This window comes from Mycobacterium sp. shizuoka-1 (assembly GCF_002723835.1).
Classification (GTDB): Bacteria; Actinomycetota; Actinomycetes; order Mycobacteriales; family Mycobacteriaceae; genus Mycobacterium.
Genome location: NZ_BEWG01000061.1, coordinates 1 through 15,189, shown reverse-complemented (window position 1 = coordinate 15,189; position 15,189 = coordinate 1). Strand labels below are relative to the sequence as shown.

Below are 15,189 nucleotides of genomic sequence, written 5' to 3'. Positions count from 1 at the left end.
TGGACCGAGATTCCCTGGCAGCGTTGCTCGACGAGCGCGCCATCGTACGCGCATTGACTCTGTTCGCGCGGGCGATGGACGAGCGGGACTGGGCAACGATGGCTGGAATTCTCGCCGACGATGCGGTGGGCGACTTCGGGACCGGCTCACTGGCGGGAAGCGCAGCGATCATCGAGTTGATTCGCGGCTATCTCGACAATTGCGGGCCCACTCAACATCTGCTGGGCAACGTCATCGTCGACATCGACGGCGATGGCGCAACCAGCAGGGCCTACATACACGACGTTCATCTCAACTCGACTGCCGATCCGGCGACGCGGATGTACACCCTCGGCGATTACCGTGACACCTGGCGGCGGACAGCCGGCGGATCATGGCATCTGATCGAGCGGGTGAAGGTCAATCGCGGATTCGTCGGCACCCTTGAGGTGTTCGAAGCGAAGCCGCGCTGAACCTCCGCCCCGGTCAATTCATTTCGAGACCGTCACGTCCATAAGCGGAATGCGCTGCATGGCAGTCGCGCGTGGATCCGGCGCGGCCGCGGCCGCGGCATGGTTTTCTTCACCGCGGGTGTAGGTCCACACACAAAAGGGTTCACCCTTGGCGAACGTGAAATCCTTGGGCGGAAGATTGATCGCCAGTTTGCAGCCCGGGAAGAACGGTGCGGAGATGCGCTGCTCGAAGGTGCAGTTCATCCAGGCCCGCGCCGGCGGGTAGAGACCCTCGTCGGTGTACTTCTGCAGCACCTCACAGCGGCGCATGTTGAGCACCACATGGTCCGGGTTGTAAACGATGTACTCGCCGCCGTATCCGAGGGTGCCGTCGATACTCAACACCGCCAGCTTGAGGAAGTCCACGACGTGTACGGGTTCGATCTTGAAGACTTTCGCCAGCTTCGGGTACTGGTAGTCGATGATCAGCTGGTACATGTCCGGCAAACCCAACCAAACTTCTTCTTCGGGGATGATTTTCGTCCACTGGTCGATGAAGTAGTTGTGTCCTTTGAGGTACTGGTCCCAATACGTCTTGATGAGCCGAATCAAAGCCGGCTTGGTCAGGTCTTCGGTCTGCACGTCGAACGGAATAGCCTGGTACTGAGCGTCTTTCCAGTCCCAACCCGGAGGGGCGATGAACCGGCCCATCGGCATGACCTGTCGCATTCCTGCTCTCGACACCTCGGCCGCGATGTCCATGGCCGCGTTGATACCCACCTTCTCCGAGTAGATCTTCACGTGCGCGTACGGCATGAAGTTCAAGACGTCTTCGAAGACGCGGGCCAGGCCGAGCAGAAAGTCGCGGGAGAAATCCTGGATATTGCCGACTTTGCCCATGAAGTCGTGGGTGTAGTCGTCGTAATTCAGGTCGTCGGCAATTTCGGGTGACACTGGATCCTCCTGAGAGCATTCGACGCGAGTACTTGTCAGTTTCAGCCTGTGTGGCAGAATCTGACAAGTTACGATAACGGCGATGTAACTCGCGTCACTGCGGGATTCCCGCTCAGCGGGAGACCTGCGGCGAGTAAAGCAGGGTGGGCAAGATCGCAGCGACTACGATGAACGGGCTTGTCACGCAAGGGGACGACAGGATGGCATCGACCGGTAAGCCGGCCACACTGACGGAGCGGCGCGCCGAGGAACTGCGGCTCGAAGTCGCCGTGGCGGCGCGTGACCTCTTCCTCGCCGACGGATCGTTTTCCGCCACCGTCGAGCGAATCTGCGAGGCCGTGGGCATCGCGCCGCGGACGTTCCACCGCCACTTTCCTGTCAAGGAAGATGTCATCCTGCCGCTCTTCGGTAAGTTCGGCAGCCTCAGCATTCACGTGCTGGCCGACGCAGAATCAGGCAGCGACCCCGTCGACGTGTTGGTTCGTGCATTCGGCAGCGAAGTCCCCAAGCGCGACCAATTCGAAGTCGACCGGGCATTCATGGCGCTGGTGCTCGGTGACCCGCAGTATCGACTGCGCTGGCTGGATTGGGGTCAAGACCTCGCTACGCCGATCACCGATTTCCTCGAGGCGCGGTTCGACCTCGGGGCCGACCCCTATTCACGAGAGTTGCCTGCCCAATTGATCATTCAGGCATGCAGGCATGCGTACGTGCACTGGGTCGAACATGGCGATTTCGCCAGCCTGCAGTCCGCGTTGCGCATCGCGATGGAGATGATTGTCGGATCGCTTGACGCGAAATAGCGTTGGAACGCGCCAGGCTTAGATCAGAGGGCTCAGAGGGCGGTGTCGAGAACGGGAACCGTCCCCGCCTTCACGGCATCGATGATCGACCCATTGAGGGCCGAGCAGGCCAGGAAGAGACCACCACCTCCGTTCGCCGCCAATTGCGAAGCACTGCAGCGCTCTTCACACCGACCCAAAGCCGACGCGGTCCACTGCACACTGGTCTGATTCCAACTACTCTTTCGGACCTCGACGCCGGCGCCACAACGCACACACGTCACCGGGACCATCGGCGAGTCAGCGAGCCGAATGTCTGGGCGAACGGTCATCATCCCCCCACTGATTCGGACGCCGCCGTGCGCGCGGCGATGTTGGCGTCCACTTCTTTCATCCACGCCTCGGTGGGCCGGGTGGTGTCGAGTTCGAATTCGAAACGGTCCACCATGTCCGGCGTCACATCGGCGACATCGACATAGAACTGCTCGTACCAGCGCCGCAGCTGGTAGACGGGTCCGTCCTCTTCCACCAGGAGCGGGTTGTCGATCCGCGTCTTGTTGCGCCAGATCTCGACATCCTGCTCGAAGCCCATCTTGACGAAGTCGCCAAGACCTATCGCGGTCTGCATGGCAAGGTCGTCAGGAAGCTGAGCCGATTTCTTGACGATGATTCCATATTGCAGCACAAAGGAATTCGCGTCGATCGGGTAATGGCAGTTGATCAGCACGGTGTGATGGTCCACGTCCGTGTAGTGGTATGTCAGGTCGTCGATCATGAAGGACGGACCGTGGTAGGACGCCACCGATGTCGTCCCCAGCATCTGAGTCTCGCCGGGCTCACCGATATCCGGACGGCCCGCACTGTTCATGTATTGCGTCGCGACGTGGCCTTCGAAGATGTTCTTGAAGTGGGTGGGCAACGATCCGTGAATGTAGAAGAAGTGCGCCATGTCGACGACGTTGTCGATGATCTCGCGGCAGTTGGTCTGCACGACGGTGGTGTACCAATGCCAGTCGGTCCAGTCGTCGCTGGTGGCGCCCTCGATGCGAGGGATGGTCACATCGGCCGGCGGCGGATTCCGTTCGGGGTCATTCCAGACAAACAGCATGCCGTCCTGCTGCAGGGTCGGCCAGGACGCGGTGCGCGCCAACCGCGGGGTGCGCTTGCTGTAGGGCACCGACTTGCACCGGCCGTCTCCTCCCCACCGCCAGTCATGGAAGGGGCAGGCGATCTCGTTGCCCTTGACCGTTCCCTGGGACAAGTCACCACCCATGTGCCGGCAGTAACCGTCGAGCACGTTGATGGCGCCGTCCTGGCTGCAGAACACCACGAGCTTCTGGCCGAAGGCGTTGATCTGGTGGGGCTTGCCGTCGACGAAGTCACGGATCAGCCCCAGACAGTGCCATCCCCGGGCAAACCGGGTGGGCACCGATCCAGCCTCGATCAAGCGAATGTCGTCGGCCTCGGCATGCGTCGTCATCTTGCGTCCGTCCTTCATCGATGGATCCGCGGGCTGATGTCACCATTCAACTTCGCAGAAACGCTGCGCAAAGGTCCGCGTTCCGCTCAAAGGGAGGCAGGATTCAAAATCTCCCTGCCCAGATCTATCGTCGACAATTGTGATCCCGACCAGCCACAACACTGTTCCCGCCGGGTTGACTGTCGCCGATATCGAGGTGGACCTCCTCGTCGTGGGGTCGGGCACCGGGCTCGCCGCCGCGCTGGCCGCCCACGAACGGGGAATGTCCGTTCTGGTCGTCGAGAAGTCGGCGCACGTCGGCGGGTCGACCGCGCGGTCCGGTGGGGCGTTGTGGCTGCCCGCCAGCCCGGTGATCGCCGAATGCGGTGGCGTCGACACCGCACGCCGTGCGCAGACCTACCTTGACGCCGTCGTTGCCGGCTCGGCCGCACCCGAGCGCTCGGCAGCCTACGTGACACATCTGCCGGCGACCGTCGAGATGCTGCGCCGCACAACTCCGATGAAGCTGTTCTGGGCCAAGGAATACTCCGACTATCACCCCGAGGCACCGGGTGGGTCGGCCGCGGGACGAACCTGCGAGTGCCGGCCGCTCAACACGGCGATCCTCGGCGAATACCTGCCCGACCTTCGTCCGGGGATCATGGAGGTCAGCATTCCGATGCCGACCACCGGCGCGGATTACCGCTGGATGAACCTCATGAGCCGGGTCCCCCGCAAGGGTCTGCCCACCATCCTCAAACGGCTTGCGCAAGGAGTTGGCGGGCTTGCGCTCGGACGGCGCTACGCTGCCGGGGGCCAAGCCTTGGCCGCCGGCCTGTTTGCCGGCGCGATCCGGGCCGGAATCCCGATCTGGCTGCGCACCACGCTGACCGAACTGGTCACCGACGCCACCGGCGTCACCGGTGCCATCGTCGAGCATCAGGGCGCCGCCGTGACCGTCACCGCTCGGCGAGGTGTCGTCCTTGCGGCCGGCGGCTTTGACCACAGCATGGACATGCGCTGGAAATTCCAGTCCGAATCCCTCGACCGCAATCTCAGCCTCGGTGCGGAATCCAATACCGGTGACGCCATCCGCATCGGCCAGGACATCGGCGCGGACATCGCGTTGATGGATCAATCGTGGTGGTTCCCCGCTGTCGCCCCGCTGCCGGACGCGGCGCCGGCGGTCATGCTGGCCGAGCGGTCGCTGCCCGGGTCGTTCATCGTCGACCAGAACGGCCGCCGGTTCGCCAACGAGTCGGCCGACTACATGAGCTTCGGTCAGCGGGTACTGCAGCTGGAAGCTGCGGGAACGCCGGTGGCGGACATGTGGATCGTCTTCGACCAGCAGTACCGGAACAGCTATGTCTTCGCCGCCGAACTCTTCCCCCGGATGCCGATTCCCCAGCACTGGTATGACGCTGGAATCGCAGTCCGCGCAGATGATTTCGCCGAGCTCGCCGCGAAGATGGGGGTACCCGTCGAGGACTTCACTTCGACCGTAACCCTGTTCAACGAGAATGCGTTCGCCGGTGAGGACCCCGACTTCGGGCGCGGCCGAAGCGCATACGACCGCTACTACGGTGATCCCACCATCACGCCGAACCCGAATTTGCGGCCCCTGGTCAAGGGACCGTTCTACGCGGTGAGGATGGTGTTGAGCGATCTCGGGACGTGCGGCGGATTGCGCGCCGACGAGCGAGCTCGTGTTCTTCGTGAAGACGGCACTGTCATCGGTGGGCTGTACGCCATCGGCAACACCGCGGCCAACGCGTTCGGGAACACCTATCCGGGCGCGGGTGCGACCATCGCCCAAGGCCTGGTTTACGGCTATGTCGCCGCACAGGACGCGGCCCACCGGGGGTAGTGCGGCTTGAGATCGGCGCGGCGGTCAGTCGGCGTCTTCGGCGTCGGCTTTCCGTTCGATCTCGTACCAATAGGCCGGATCGGGCCACGGAACCTTTGCTCCCTGACCGACTTTCGGAAAGTTCGCCTCTGCTTCATCGAGATCTTTGATCATTCGCAAGGTGAGCTCCCGCTCGGACGCGTAATAGCGTTCGGCCCACGCCAGCGCGACTTTGGCGTACGCCCAGGACGGATCCGCGGCGGCCCACCGTGCTTCCTTGGCAGCGTCGCGCTGCATCTCATCGATGTAGGCGAGGTGATCCTGCAACATCTGCTTGAGCGAGGCCGGGTCGCTCAGATGGCCGAACGTCACCCGCAGAATCGCTGGATGCTTCAGCGACGGAGGCTCGACGGGGGCTTCTCGGGCCCACCGAGTGACCGCTTCCATTCCGGTGTCCGTGATCTTGTAGAGACGCCGGTTGCGGGTCCCGGTGCCGTCCACCCGCGAGGTGAGCAGCCCCATTTTCTCCAGCTTCTTCAGCTCGGAATAGATCTGACTGAATGCCGGGCTGCCGTAGTAGTAGCGCATGCTCCAACTGATCCACTTGCGGATGTCATAACCCGACAGTTCAGTCTCATAGGAGAGCATCCCGAGCAGCGCCCACGCCGTCGCGGACAGCGACGGCATGGTATCGGGCTCGGGCTCGGTCACGGAGCAAGGGTATCAACCCAGGTCACCGGTGTGCGGTTGCCGACCGCTCGTCGGGATACCGCAGATGCACTGCGAGCTTCGCCGGGCACAGTGGACACATGGGCAACGACATCCGAACCGTCGACGTCGAACGAGGCGAAACCGTGTTCGCGCCGCTGACACGTTCGGTTCAGCACCTCATCGACGCCACAATCCGTACCGAAGCCGACGACCAGACGGTCTCGCGAGCGCGTGCTCTGGTCGAGCAAGCCACCGAGCTGCTTGCTGCTCGACAGAGCAGAGGACCCTTCGGTGTGCAGCCCACCACTGGCGGAGGCACGGTCGCCTGGGGAAACGTCGTGACCGGCCTTCGTAACCCGGTCGCTCCCCCGCTCGTCATCCACCACCGTGACGACGGCTCGGTGTACACCGACGTCGACTTGGGTGCTGCCTACGAAGGCCCTGCGGGTCATGTACACGGCGGCGTATGCGCCCTGATCCTCGATCATCTGCTCGGCGCCACCGCACATCAGCCGGGCAGGCCGGCTTTCACCGGCACGCTCACCGTTCGGTATGTGCACCCGACTCGGCTCGGCCGTCTGCACGCCGAGGCCCGGGTCGATCGCCACGACGGCATCAAAACATTCGCCGAAGGCCATATCGCTGACGGCGACGGCGTGGTCACCGTGCACGCGCGCGGGGTGTTCATCCGCCCGAAGCGACCCGCTGTGCAGGCCCGGTAGTCACAAGGCGCTCCTCGCCCGATCGTCGCCGTCACCTGATCGTCCGTTGAGTGGACCACGCCGAGAATCCGGCACTGCGGCGGTGTTAGCTTCGCGCGGCATGCCTCTGGCACAGCACGAACCGGCATCGAGGAGTGAACCATGCGTGGATTGAGCGCTGTCACAATGGGGTTGGCCACCGTCGGCGCGCTGTACTGCGGTAGCGTCCCGGCTCCGGCCCACGCGGCCGACGACTGGGGTCTCAATGGCACCTTCACCGCCACGTCGAACGGCGAATGGGCGAGAACCAACGACGTCTTCCATGACGAGAAATCGGTGCGGTCCACCTGGGTGATCTCCACCCAGTGCAGCTATCCAACCGAGTGCACCGGCACCGTGACAAGCGATGCCGGCTGGTCGGCGCCCATCTATCAGACCGGTGGGATGTGGTATGTCAAACGGACGGTGGCCAATTGGGAACCGTGCCCCGATGGAACGTCAGCCGACGGATTCCAGGTGTTCTGGTTTCAGCCCATGACGCCCGGCGGCGACGCCGGCGACCCGCATTCGGCCACTCTGCTCGGCGAGGACCAGACCACCGGGCCCAGCGGCGCCTGCGGCCGCAGCCTCGCGCTGTTCATCAATATGCCGTTCAAGCTCGTCAAGCACCCCTGACCGCGTCGCCGACGAGCCGGCGCGCGGGCCTCACGCGGTGGGCATCAAATCTTTCCACGACCGGGACGCGTTGGGATCGACCAGTTCTGGCTGCCGGAACACGGCACCGTCAGGCGTGACGTACTGCCCCGTCTTCGGGTTGTAGCGGGTGACCGCGACCGACGGTCCCGAAACCGCGGCGGGCGTGAATCCGCTTGGCGCAACAGGCACCGCTCCGTCGGCAGGTGCCGGCGGCGGCGGAGTGCCCTGTTGCGGGCCGAAGATCTGGTCCTGGAACGTGGTGCGATCATCGGGCGGGACGCCCTGCGCGAGCAGGTTGGGATCGATCGGATAAGGGCCGGTCGCGTGTTGACGCATCGCCAGCGGCTGGTACGGCTGGTCGCTATTGCAGATCTCGACGGTGGGAGCGCGCTTGCCCGGCTTGCCCATGCACGGGTAGTTGCGTGCCCCCCGCACGCCGATGGGGGAATCCTGGGGCAGCTTGCAATACAGCCCGTCTGGGGTGTCGACATCGGACACGTCCTCCGGCGACCGCCACGAACTCGGCGGCAGGAAACCCACGCTGCACGCGGGGGGATCGTTCATCACCACCGTGAAGTCGCCCAGCGACATGCCGGTGGGATTACGAGGCCCACCGCCCATCGACTGGGTGGCCGCAATGTTGGGCGGCAGCAGGACCAGCAACTGCTCCAGCGACGCGTGATAGGTGACCGCCACCTGGCTGATGGTGGTGAGGTTTGCCAACAGCACCGGCAGCGTTGGTTTGATCTGGGTGAGCAGCCGGGAGGCCTCGTCGGCCGCACCGGGGCCGTTGGTCAACAGACCGCGCACCTGCGGGTCGTTGTCGGCCAGCTGTTCGGTGACGCCGGCGACACTGTGCGCCCATGTCCGAATGGCGTCGGCGGACGCCAGCTGGCCATCCAGCAGTGGGCGGCCGTCGTCCGCCAGGCTGCGAAGCTGACCGGCGGTGCCGTTGAAATCGGCGGTAAGGCGCGAGGACGAGTCCATCAGTGTGCTCAGATCATCGGCTGCTCCGTTCAATCCCTCGAACGAGTTGTCGAGCAGATCCCCGAGCCGGTGTTGGGGGATGCTCTTCAAAAGCTCACTGGCTTGATCGAGCATCGGGCCGACGGCCTGCGGAACGGTGACGTTGGCGGCCGGTATCACCGAACCGTCGTGCAGGTACGTCCCCGAATCGCTACGCGGGACGAGATCGACGTACTGCTCGCCGACCGCCGACACGCTGAGCACCCGCGCCTGTACATCGGAAGGTACCTTCGGTGAGGTGTCGAGCATCAACGTCGCTTCGGCACCCTGCTCGGTGGCCTGCACGTCGGTGACCTTGCCCAGCTGGACACCGCGATAGGTCACATTCGAGAATCGGTACAGCCCACCGGTTTCGGCCATCTCCAGCGTCACCGTCATCTTGCCGATTCCCAGCAGTGTCGGGACCTGAAGGTACATCGTCAGCATCATCGCGATTGCGACGATCGAGGCGATCGTGAAGATGATGAGCTGATTGCGGATGAAGCGGGTCAACATCACTGACCACCCTCGTCGTGCGGCGCGGGGGCTGACTCGGCACCGGCGGCCGACGCCTCGGGCCCGGAATCGACCAATGGCGGAATCGGCGCAACATCTGTCGGTGCGGGAGTCAGCGGCGCATTGAGCGGATCGTAGGTGTAGGTCGCGTACCACGGGTCACCCGGTGCGGGAACCAGTTTGGCGCCTTCCTGGCCCCACCGGGTGCCCAGGAACAGGGTTCGTTTGAGCCGCGGGATGGTGAAGTCGAAGACGATGAACTGGTTCATGTAGTCGCCGCGGATGGCACGGTCGATGAAGTTCTGCGTGTACGGGAACGTCGTGGCGTAGGCCAAGATCGTGTCGAGCTTGGGTCCCACGTCCGCCAGTGCCCGCAGCGTCGGTTCCAGGTTCGTCAAGTCGCGTACCAAATCCGCCTGAGTATCGGTGATCAGGCCGGTCGCCAGATCACTGAAGGTGCGGAACTTCTTTAGTGCGGTCGTGATCTTCGGCTGCTCCTTGATCAGGATCTCCAGTGCGGGTGGGATCCGCTTGAGCGCCTGTGTGAGTACATCGCGCTGGCCGGCGAAGACATCGGCCAGACGGTTCAACGAGGTGATGGATGCGTTGATGCTGTCACGTTGGGCGGCGAGCATCCCGATGAAGTCGTTGAGCCGGGTCAGCAAGTCGCGAATCTGGTCTTGTCGACCATGGAGCGCGGTGTTGAATTCGTGGACGATGTCGCCGATCTGGCCCAGCCCTCCCCCGTTGACAACCACCGACAACGCCGACAGGGTTTGCTCGGTCGACGGGTAGGTCGATGAACGGTTGAGTCCGAGGGTGGCGCCCGGCGCCAGGATGCCGGCCGGCCCCTGGCCAAGTGGCGGGTTCAGGGCGAGATGCATCGACCCCAGCAGGCTGGTCTGCCCGACGACGGCCACCGCGTTGGCTGGCACGACGACTCCGGGATTGACCGACACCTCGACGTCGGCGTGCCCGTCACGCGCCCGCATCTTGCCGACGCTGCCGACGACGACATCGCCGATGAGCACCGGTGAATTCGACTCCAGAGTGCCGACGTTGGCCAGCTCCACGTGGTAGGTCGTCGCCCCGGATCCTCGGCCTGCGGTGCCCGGCAGGGGCTGGCTGTTGAGTCCGCCGAATGCGCACCCGCTCACGCTGACCGCGATACAGGATGCCACCACCACGACCCGATGTAGCGAATGATTCCGAGTCATGACGGCGGCGTCCCTTCAACGGATTGCGACGGCGCCGGGACGGCTTCGGCTGGGAGCAACATGCCCTCCAGGTTCGACGGAGGCGGTGCCGCAGGTGAGGACACCACGCCCGGTGGGACCGGTGCGCCCGGATACAGCGCCGGCTGGGGATCGGCCGGCAGACCGTTGGGTGCGTACGCCCCCGCCGGGCCGGTTGGGCTGTCCCATCCCGGCGGCGCGGGCACATCGCCGTTGTATCCGGTGTAGGCCGACACACTCGGCGGGATCTCGGCGGGCGGCACCGACGCCCCCGAACCGCCCGGTGCCAGTTGCGGCTCGGAGTAGACCAGGTTTTCCGGGCTCGGTGACTTACCCAGGTAGGCGTTGAATGGGAACGGCAGATAGTTGAAGTTCAGCAAGCGCAACGCGGGCCCGAGGTACTGCGCACACGTCTTGCCGGTCTCTGATGCAGTGGCATTGCTGACCGCCCCGATGGCCGAGCAGACCACCTGAACAGGGTTGGAGAAGTTCGCCAATGCGAACGCACCGATACCGCTGCCGGTGTCGGGGTTGTAGATGTTGTAGCTGTTGCCGATCGCGTTGGGCGCCACGTGGAGCACGTTCTCCAACGCCGTCTTGTTGTCGGCGACCTTGCGGGTGACGTCGCCGAGCCGCTGAACCTGTTCGGCAGTCTGGTCACGGCTGCCTGCGATGAACCGCTGGACGTCGACCACGGCGCTCGACAGGTCCCTCAGGGCGGCGTCCAGATCCGAACGGCTGCCGTCCACGACGCTGCTCACACTTGCCAGCCGGTTCTGGAACTGGACGATCTGGGTGTTGCTGTCGCGCAGGGCGGTGACGAACGTCTGCAGATTCTTGACGATGTCGGCGATGTTGCCGCTGCGGTTGGCCAGGATGCGGCTGATGCCGGCGAGCTGGGCGATGGTCTGCCGGAGTTTGTCACCGTTGCCGTCGAGCGCCGTGGCGGCGGTGTCGATGAATCGCGCGACCGACGTGGTGGAGGCATCGTTGGCCGGGCCGAGATCGGTGGCCAGACGCATCAACTGGGTCTTCACCTCGTCCCATTCCACCGGAATCGCCGTGCGATCCAAGCCGATCACCGCGCCGTCGCCCATGGTGGGACCGGTGCCGCGGTAGGCAGGCGCGAGTTGCACGAACCGCGCACCGACGAGGTTCTGCGCAACGATGATCGCCTTCGCATCGGCCGGAATCGACACCCCATGGTCGATGTCGAAGACCACCTTGGCCTGTGCCGGCTCCGCCTGAATCGATGTGATGGTGCCGACCTTGACGCCGGACACCCGGATGTCGTCGCCGGGGTAGATCGCGGTCACGCTGGTGAAGTAGGCAGTGATCGTGGTCGGCCTGGCAACCGACAGGTGTGCCACCACCGCTGCCCCGGCGGCCAGCAACACGGTCAGGAGAACTGCGGCGCCGGCAGTCAGCCGCTTGCGAGATGTCATGGCTGCCCCCATCGCTGAGCGGGCTGAGGTATCCCGTTGCGGGGGAACGGAAATTCCGCCCGAGGTCCTGCGTTGTCGGCGGGCTGCCCCGCATCGGCGCCGCGCCGGAAGCCCAGCGCGTAGTCGAGGAACGGTTGCAGGGTTTGAGCCGGCAACAAGTTGCCGACGAAGGCGTTGTAGTAGAAACCGTTGTTGACGGCCTCCGCCTGGGTCAGCTGGTACTTCGCCAACCCATTGAGCGCTTTGACGATATTGTCATTGTTCTTCTGCAGCATGGCGGTGACTGAATTCAGTTTCTCTAGTGCGGGAGCCAAAGTCTTCTCGTTGTCGTGCACCATCCCGCTGATCTGCTTCGACAGCGCGGAGGTGTTGGTGAGCAGATTGACCAGCGCGTAGCGCCGCTGATCCAGCACACCGAACAGGTCGTTGGCGTTGAGCAGCAAGGTGTTCACCTGCTCACTGCGCTCCGAGAGAACGCCGGTCACCTTTGCGGCGCTGTCGAGTAATTCCGTCAGCGAATCGTTGCGTTCGTTGAGCATCCGCGACAGCGTGCTCACGCCGTCGAATGTCGGGCCCAGTTGCGGGGTGACGCGATCAAGGGTGTCGGACAAGGTATCCAGGGCCTGATTCAGGCTTGCCGTGTTGGTGTCGGCCGTGTTGGCGGTGAATTCATTCACCGAATCGGTGAGCGAATACGGAGATCCGGTGCGCGACAGCGGAATTATCTCAGACGACCGCAGCTTTCCAGACCCGCTGGGCTCGAGAGTCAAGATCCGTTGTCCCAGCAACGTGCCCGTGCGGATATGCGCGGTGGTCTCCGAGCCGAGCCGTACCGTGCCGTTGACCATAAAAGTCACCAAGGCGTCGCCGCGCATCAGCGACACCTCGGAGACGGTCCCCACCTTGATCCCGGCGACGACGACGTCGTTGCCCGCTGTGAGACCACCTGCCTCGGCGAATACCGCCTGATGCCGGATCGCAGTTGCCCACGTCATCATTCGTTCGGGCTGCAACCCGACGACGATGACCAGAATGATCGAGACCAGGCCGATGAAGCCTGCCCGGATCAGCGAAGATCCACGGTATTTGAGCATTACGGCTCGGCGCACCTTCCAGTGTGTTGAACGATCCAGGGGAAGTAGGCGGTCTGGCCTTGCAGGTCGGTGACCCGCACTGACAGGCCACACAGGTACTGATTGAGCCAGCTCCCATATGCCCCGAGCCGCACCAGTTTTCGGTAGTTGGCGGGCGCTTTCTGGAGGGCAAGGTCGAGCCGCGCCTTGTCCTGGTCGAGCAGCGGCGCCAGCCGGCCCAGCTGGTTGATACTGCCGCTCAGCGGCGGACGCGCCTGGGTGAGGAGGTCGGCGAGGGAGGCCGTGCCGTTGTCGAGAGCGGTGATGGCGTCCCCGATCGGGTCTTTGTCTTCCGTCAGACGGCCGATCAGCTTCTCCAGTTTGTCGATGGCTCCGGAGAACTGCTCGCCGTCCTTGCTGATCGTGGCGACAACCGTGTTGAGGTTGTCGATCAGCTGCTGCACGGTCTTGCCGTTCTCGGCCAAGGCGCTGGTGAATGACGACGTGCGGGCGAACAGCGACTCGATGTTGCCGTCCTGACCCTGCAGGATCTGGATCAACGAGTTGGTCAGCGCGTTGACGTCCTGCGGATCAAGGCCTTGAACAACGGGTTTCAGGCCGCTGAGCAGAAGGTCGAGGTCAAGGGCGGGCTCGGTCCGGTCAAGCGGGATCCGTGATCCCGGCGGTTGCACCTTGCCCGAGCCAGGACTGATGAGCAGTTCGAGATAGCGGTCGCCGACGAGGTTCAGATACCGGACCACCGCCTTGGTCCCCGAGGTCAGCACCACATCACGATCGGCGTCGAATTTCACGACGACCTTGTTGTCGACCTGCAGCGCGACATCGCTGACAGTGCCGACCCGCACACCGGCGACGCGGACCGAATCGCCTGACTTCAATCGCGACGCATCGGCGAACAGAGCTGAGTACGTGTTGGTCGACCCACTGCGGAACTGACCGAAAATCGCGAACAGCGCAGCCGTGAGCAGCATCATCACCACACCGAAAACGCTGATCTTGACGATGGTCTTCGACAAGCCCGTCATCCCGGCATCCCGATCTGTGTGGCGTTGCGTGGTGGCCCGTCGATCGGGCCGAACAGGGCCTGCTTGAGGCCGTCGGAGTTCAGCAGGATCCCCTGGTTTCCGTACTGGGCCTGGTTGGCGCCGATATCGGTGACCACATAGGGGGGCCGTTGCTCAAACCCCACCGCGGGCAGGTCGGCGCACTGCGGTCCGCCCTTGGCGGCGACCTTCGGCAGGTTGGCCGGGTACCGGTAACGCTCGCGGCCCAAGAAGAACGAGTCGAGCAGCATGACTCCTGGCTGCGCGGTGCCCGGCCCGGTCGCCAGCGGATACATGCCCTCCAGCCCGCAGGTGAGCGCCGCGTTGTAACTGTTGGTCAGATCCAGTGTCGGGACCAGAAGACCGACGAGGTCGGTCAACGGTCGCCGATTCTCGCTCAGCACCTCCGTGCCGATGTCGGCGAAGCCGATCGCGCTGATGAGCAGGGTGTCGAGATTGTGTTCCTGGTCGACGATCGTGTCGCTGATCTTCGTCGCCGCGCCGACGGCTTTGACCAGGTCCGGTGCGGCGTCCGCGTAGGCGTCGAGCACAGCTGGAGCCACGGCGATCTCGTGGCTGATGGTGTCCAAACTGGGGTTGATCGTCGCCAGGGCGGAATCGAGATCGACCAGGGTCTGGCCTAGCTTGTCGCCGCGCCCGCTCAATGATTTCGCGATCGCGCCCAATGTCTGATTGAGCTTGACGGGATCGATCTGGGAGAGGACAGCAACCAATTGCTCGAAGACGGTGTTGATCTCGACGGTCACGTGGTGCCCCTCGATCACCTGTCCGGGCTGCACCCGTTGCGCCACAGGTGATGACGGCGTGCGTAGTTCGACGAACTTCGCACCGAACACCGTCGAGGAGGTGATATCGGCATCGACGTTGGCCGGGATGATACGGACCTTGGCCGGGTCGATCGCCAGGTGCAGAGCGGCTCGCCCATCCGGTAGCGAGTCGATCGACGCTACTTTGCCGACTTGGGCGCCATGGAGCTTGACTTTGGCGTCGGGGTTCATCACCAGGCCGGCGCGGTCGGAGATCACGGTGACCGGAACGCTTTTGGCGAAATCCCCGCGGAAGAGTCCGGCGGCGACGGCGACGATCGTGGCGATGGCCAAGACGGTCAGACCGCCCGCCAGCGGGCGCGCATAGTTGCGGGCGCCGAAGCTTTGGCCGGGTTTGGCTGCCACCGGTGTTGCGGTGGTTTCGGTTTCGGATCGGTCGGCGGGACCGGGACCGAGGTGTCTGGTCACGTGTTTTCCCTATCC

15 protein-coding genes are annotated in these 15,189 nt (G+C 64.0%); 5 read left to right on the top strand and 10 right to left on the bottom strand.

Annotated elements, in window-relative coordinates:
* Positions 1–14 precede the first annotated feature (14 nt).
* Positions 15–452, top strand: coding sequence for a nuclear transport factor 2 family protein (locus MSZK_RS17930; RefSeq protein ID WP_099250145.1), 438 nt, complete (start codon positions 15–17; stop codon positions 450–452).
* Positions 453–470: 18 nt separating this feature from the next.
* Here MSZK_RS17930 and MSZK_RS17925 read toward each other — a convergent pair whose 3' ends face one another.
* Positions 471–1,385 carry a hypothetical protein gene (locus MSZK_RS17925; RefSeq protein ID WP_099250043.1) on the bottom strand — a complete coding sequence of 305 codons (915 nt, stop codon included), beginning with the start codon at positions 1,383–1,385 and terminating at the stop codon, positions 471–473.
* A gap of 143 nt (positions 1,386–1,528) precedes the next feature.
* Here MSZK_RS17925 and MSZK_RS17920 point away from each other — a divergent pair, with 143 nt between their 5' ends.
* Positions 1,529–2,188, top strand: coding sequence for a TetR/AcrR family transcriptional regulator (locus tag MSZK_RS17920; protein ID WP_233211372.1), 660 nt, complete (start codon positions 1,529–1,531; stop codon positions 2,186–2,188).
* Positions 2,189–2,220: 32 nt separating this feature from the next.
* Here MSZK_RS17920 and MSZK_RS33075 read toward each other — a convergent pair whose 3' ends face one another.
* Together MSZK_RS33075 and MSZK_RS17910 are read right to left on the bottom strand one after the other, a co-directional pair.
* The gene (locus tag MSZK_RS33075; protein WP_099250144.1) at positions 2,221–2,499 is read right to left on the bottom strand and encodes a ferredoxin; all 279 of its coding nucleotides are present in this window, start codon (positions 2,497–2,499) and stop codon (positions 2,221–2,223) included.
* Positions 2,499–3,647: a Rieske 2Fe-2S domain-containing protein gene (locus tag MSZK_RS17910; RefSeq protein WP_099250143.1), complete on the bottom strand. Its 1,149-nt coding sequence runs from the start codon at positions 3,645–3,647 to the stop codon at positions 2,499–2,501. The genes MSZK_RS33075 and MSZK_RS17910 overlap by 1 nt, the downstream gene beginning before the upstream one ends.
* A 139-nt stretch (positions 3,648–3,786) precedes the next feature.
* Between MSZK_RS17910 and MSZK_RS17905 the strand changes: the two genes are divergently transcribed.
* The gene (locus MSZK_RS17905; RefSeq protein ID WP_099250041.1) at positions 3,787–5,493 is read left to right on the top strand and encodes a 3-ketosteroid-delta-1-dehydrogenase; all 1,707 of its coding nucleotides are present in this window, start codon (positions 3,787–3,789) and stop codon (positions 5,491–5,493) included.
* Positions 5,494–5,517: 24 nt separating this feature from the next.
* Here the strand turns inward: MSZK_RS17905 and MSZK_RS17900 are convergent, their stop codons facing one another.
* Positions 5,518–6,159, bottom strand: coding sequence for a PadR family transcriptional regulator (locus MSZK_RS17900; protein WP_099250142.1), 642 nt, complete (start codon positions 6,157–6,159; stop codon positions 5,518–5,520).
* A 122-nt stretch (positions 6,160–6,281) separates the two neighbouring features.
* On the opposite strand from MSZK_RS17900, the gene MSZK_RS17895 reads away from it, so the two are divergent.
* Together MSZK_RS17895 and MSZK_RS17890 are read left to right on the top strand one after the other, a co-directional pair.
* On the top strand, positions 6,282–6,905 hold the full coding sequence (locus MSZK_RS17895; protein WP_099250040.1) for a PaaI family thioesterase: 624 nt from the start codon (positions 6,282–6,284) through the stop codon (positions 6,903–6,905).
* Positions 6,906–7,046: 141 nt separating this feature from the next.
* The gene (locus MSZK_RS17890) at positions 7,047–7,559 is read left to right on the top strand and encodes a hypothetical protein (protein WP_099250039.1); all 513 of its coding nucleotides are present in this window, start codon (positions 7,047–7,049) and stop codon (positions 7,557–7,559) included.
* Positions 7,560–7,589: 30 nt separating this feature from the next.
* Here MSZK_RS17890 and MSZK_RS17885 read toward each other — a convergent pair whose 3' ends face one another.
* Genes MSZK_RS17885 through MSZK_RS17860 form a run of 6 tightly spaced genes read right to left on the bottom strand, consistent with a single transcriptional unit; the run spans position 7,590 to position 15,174 of the window.
* Positions 7,590–9,101 (bottom strand): MCE family protein, encoded by a 1,512-nt coding sequence (locus MSZK_RS17885; protein WP_099250141.1) that lies wholly within the window; start codon positions 9,099–9,101, stop codon positions 7,590–7,592.
* Positions 9,101–10,318: an MCE family protein gene (locus MSZK_RS17880; protein WP_099250038.1), complete on the bottom strand. Its 1,218-nt coding sequence runs from the start codon at positions 10,316–10,318 to the stop codon at positions 9,101–9,103. The genes MSZK_RS17885 and MSZK_RS17880 overlap by 1 nt, the downstream gene beginning before the upstream one ends.
* Positions 10,315–11,781: an MCE family protein gene (locus MSZK_RS17875; RefSeq protein ID WP_099250140.1), complete on the bottom strand. Its 1,467-nt coding sequence runs from the start codon at positions 11,779–11,781 to the stop codon at positions 10,315–10,317. The genes MSZK_RS17880 and MSZK_RS17875 overlap by 4 nt, the downstream gene beginning before the upstream one ends.
* A complete protein-coding gene (locus MSZK_RS17870; protein ID WP_099250037.1) occupies positions 11,778–12,875 on the bottom strand; it encodes an MCE family protein in 1,098 nt (365 codons plus the stop codon). The genes MSZK_RS17875 and MSZK_RS17870 overlap by 4 nt, the downstream gene beginning before the upstream one ends.
* Positions 12,875–13,900: an MCE family protein gene (locus MSZK_RS17865; protein ID WP_099250036.1), complete on the bottom strand. Its 1,026-nt coding sequence runs from the start codon at positions 13,898–13,900 to the stop codon at positions 12,875–12,877. The genes MSZK_RS17870 and MSZK_RS17865 overlap by 1 nt, the downstream gene beginning before the upstream one ends.
* Positions 13,897–15,174: an MCE family protein gene (locus MSZK_RS17860; protein WP_099250035.1), complete on the bottom strand. Its 1,278-nt coding sequence runs from the start codon at positions 15,172–15,174 to the stop codon at positions 13,897–13,899. Before MSZK_RS17860 ends, MSZK_RS17865 begins: the two co-directional genes overlap by 4 nt.
* Positions 15,175–15,189 lie beyond the last annotated feature (15 nt).

Coding starts and splice junctions, on each gene's coding strand:
- MSZK_RS33075 (WP_099250144.1), bottom strand. CDS start 2,499: ATGACCGTTCGCCCAGACATTCGGCTCGCTGACTCGCCGATGGTCCCG.
- MSZK_RS17910 (WP_099250143.1), bottom strand. CDS start 3,647: ATGACGACGCATGCCGAGGCCGACGACATTCGCTTGATCGAGGCTGGA.
- MSZK_RS17900 (WP_099250142.1), bottom strand. CDS start 6,159: ATGCCGTCGCTGTCCGCGACGGCGTGGGCGCTGCTCGGGATGCTCTCC.
- MSZK_RS17895 (WP_099250040.1), top strand. CDS start 6,282: ATGGGCAACGACATCCGAACCGTCGACGTCGAACGAGGCGAAACCGTG.
- MSZK_RS17890 (WP_099250039.1), top strand. CDS start 7,047: ATGCGTGGATTGAGCGCTGTCACAATGGGGTTGGCCACCGTCGGCGCG.
- MSZK_RS17885 (WP_099250141.1), bottom strand. CDS start 9,101: ATGTTGACCCGCTTCATCCGCAATCAGCTCATCATCTTCACGATCGCC.
- MSZK_RS17880 (WP_099250038.1), bottom strand. CDS start 10,318: ATGACTCGGAATCATTCGCTACATCGGGTCGTGGTGGTGGCATCCTGT.
- MSZK_RS17875 (WP_099250140.1), bottom strand. CDS start 11,781: ATGACATCTCGCAAGCGGCTGACTGCCGGCGCCGCAGTTCTCCTGACC.
- MSZK_RS17870 (WP_099250037.1), bottom strand. CDS start 12,875: ATGCTCAAATACCGTGGATCTTCGCTGATCCGGGCAGGCTTCATCGGC.
- MSZK_RS17865 (WP_099250036.1), bottom strand. CDS start 13,900: ATGACGGGCTTGTCGAAGACCATCGTCAAGATCAGCGTTTTCGGTGTG.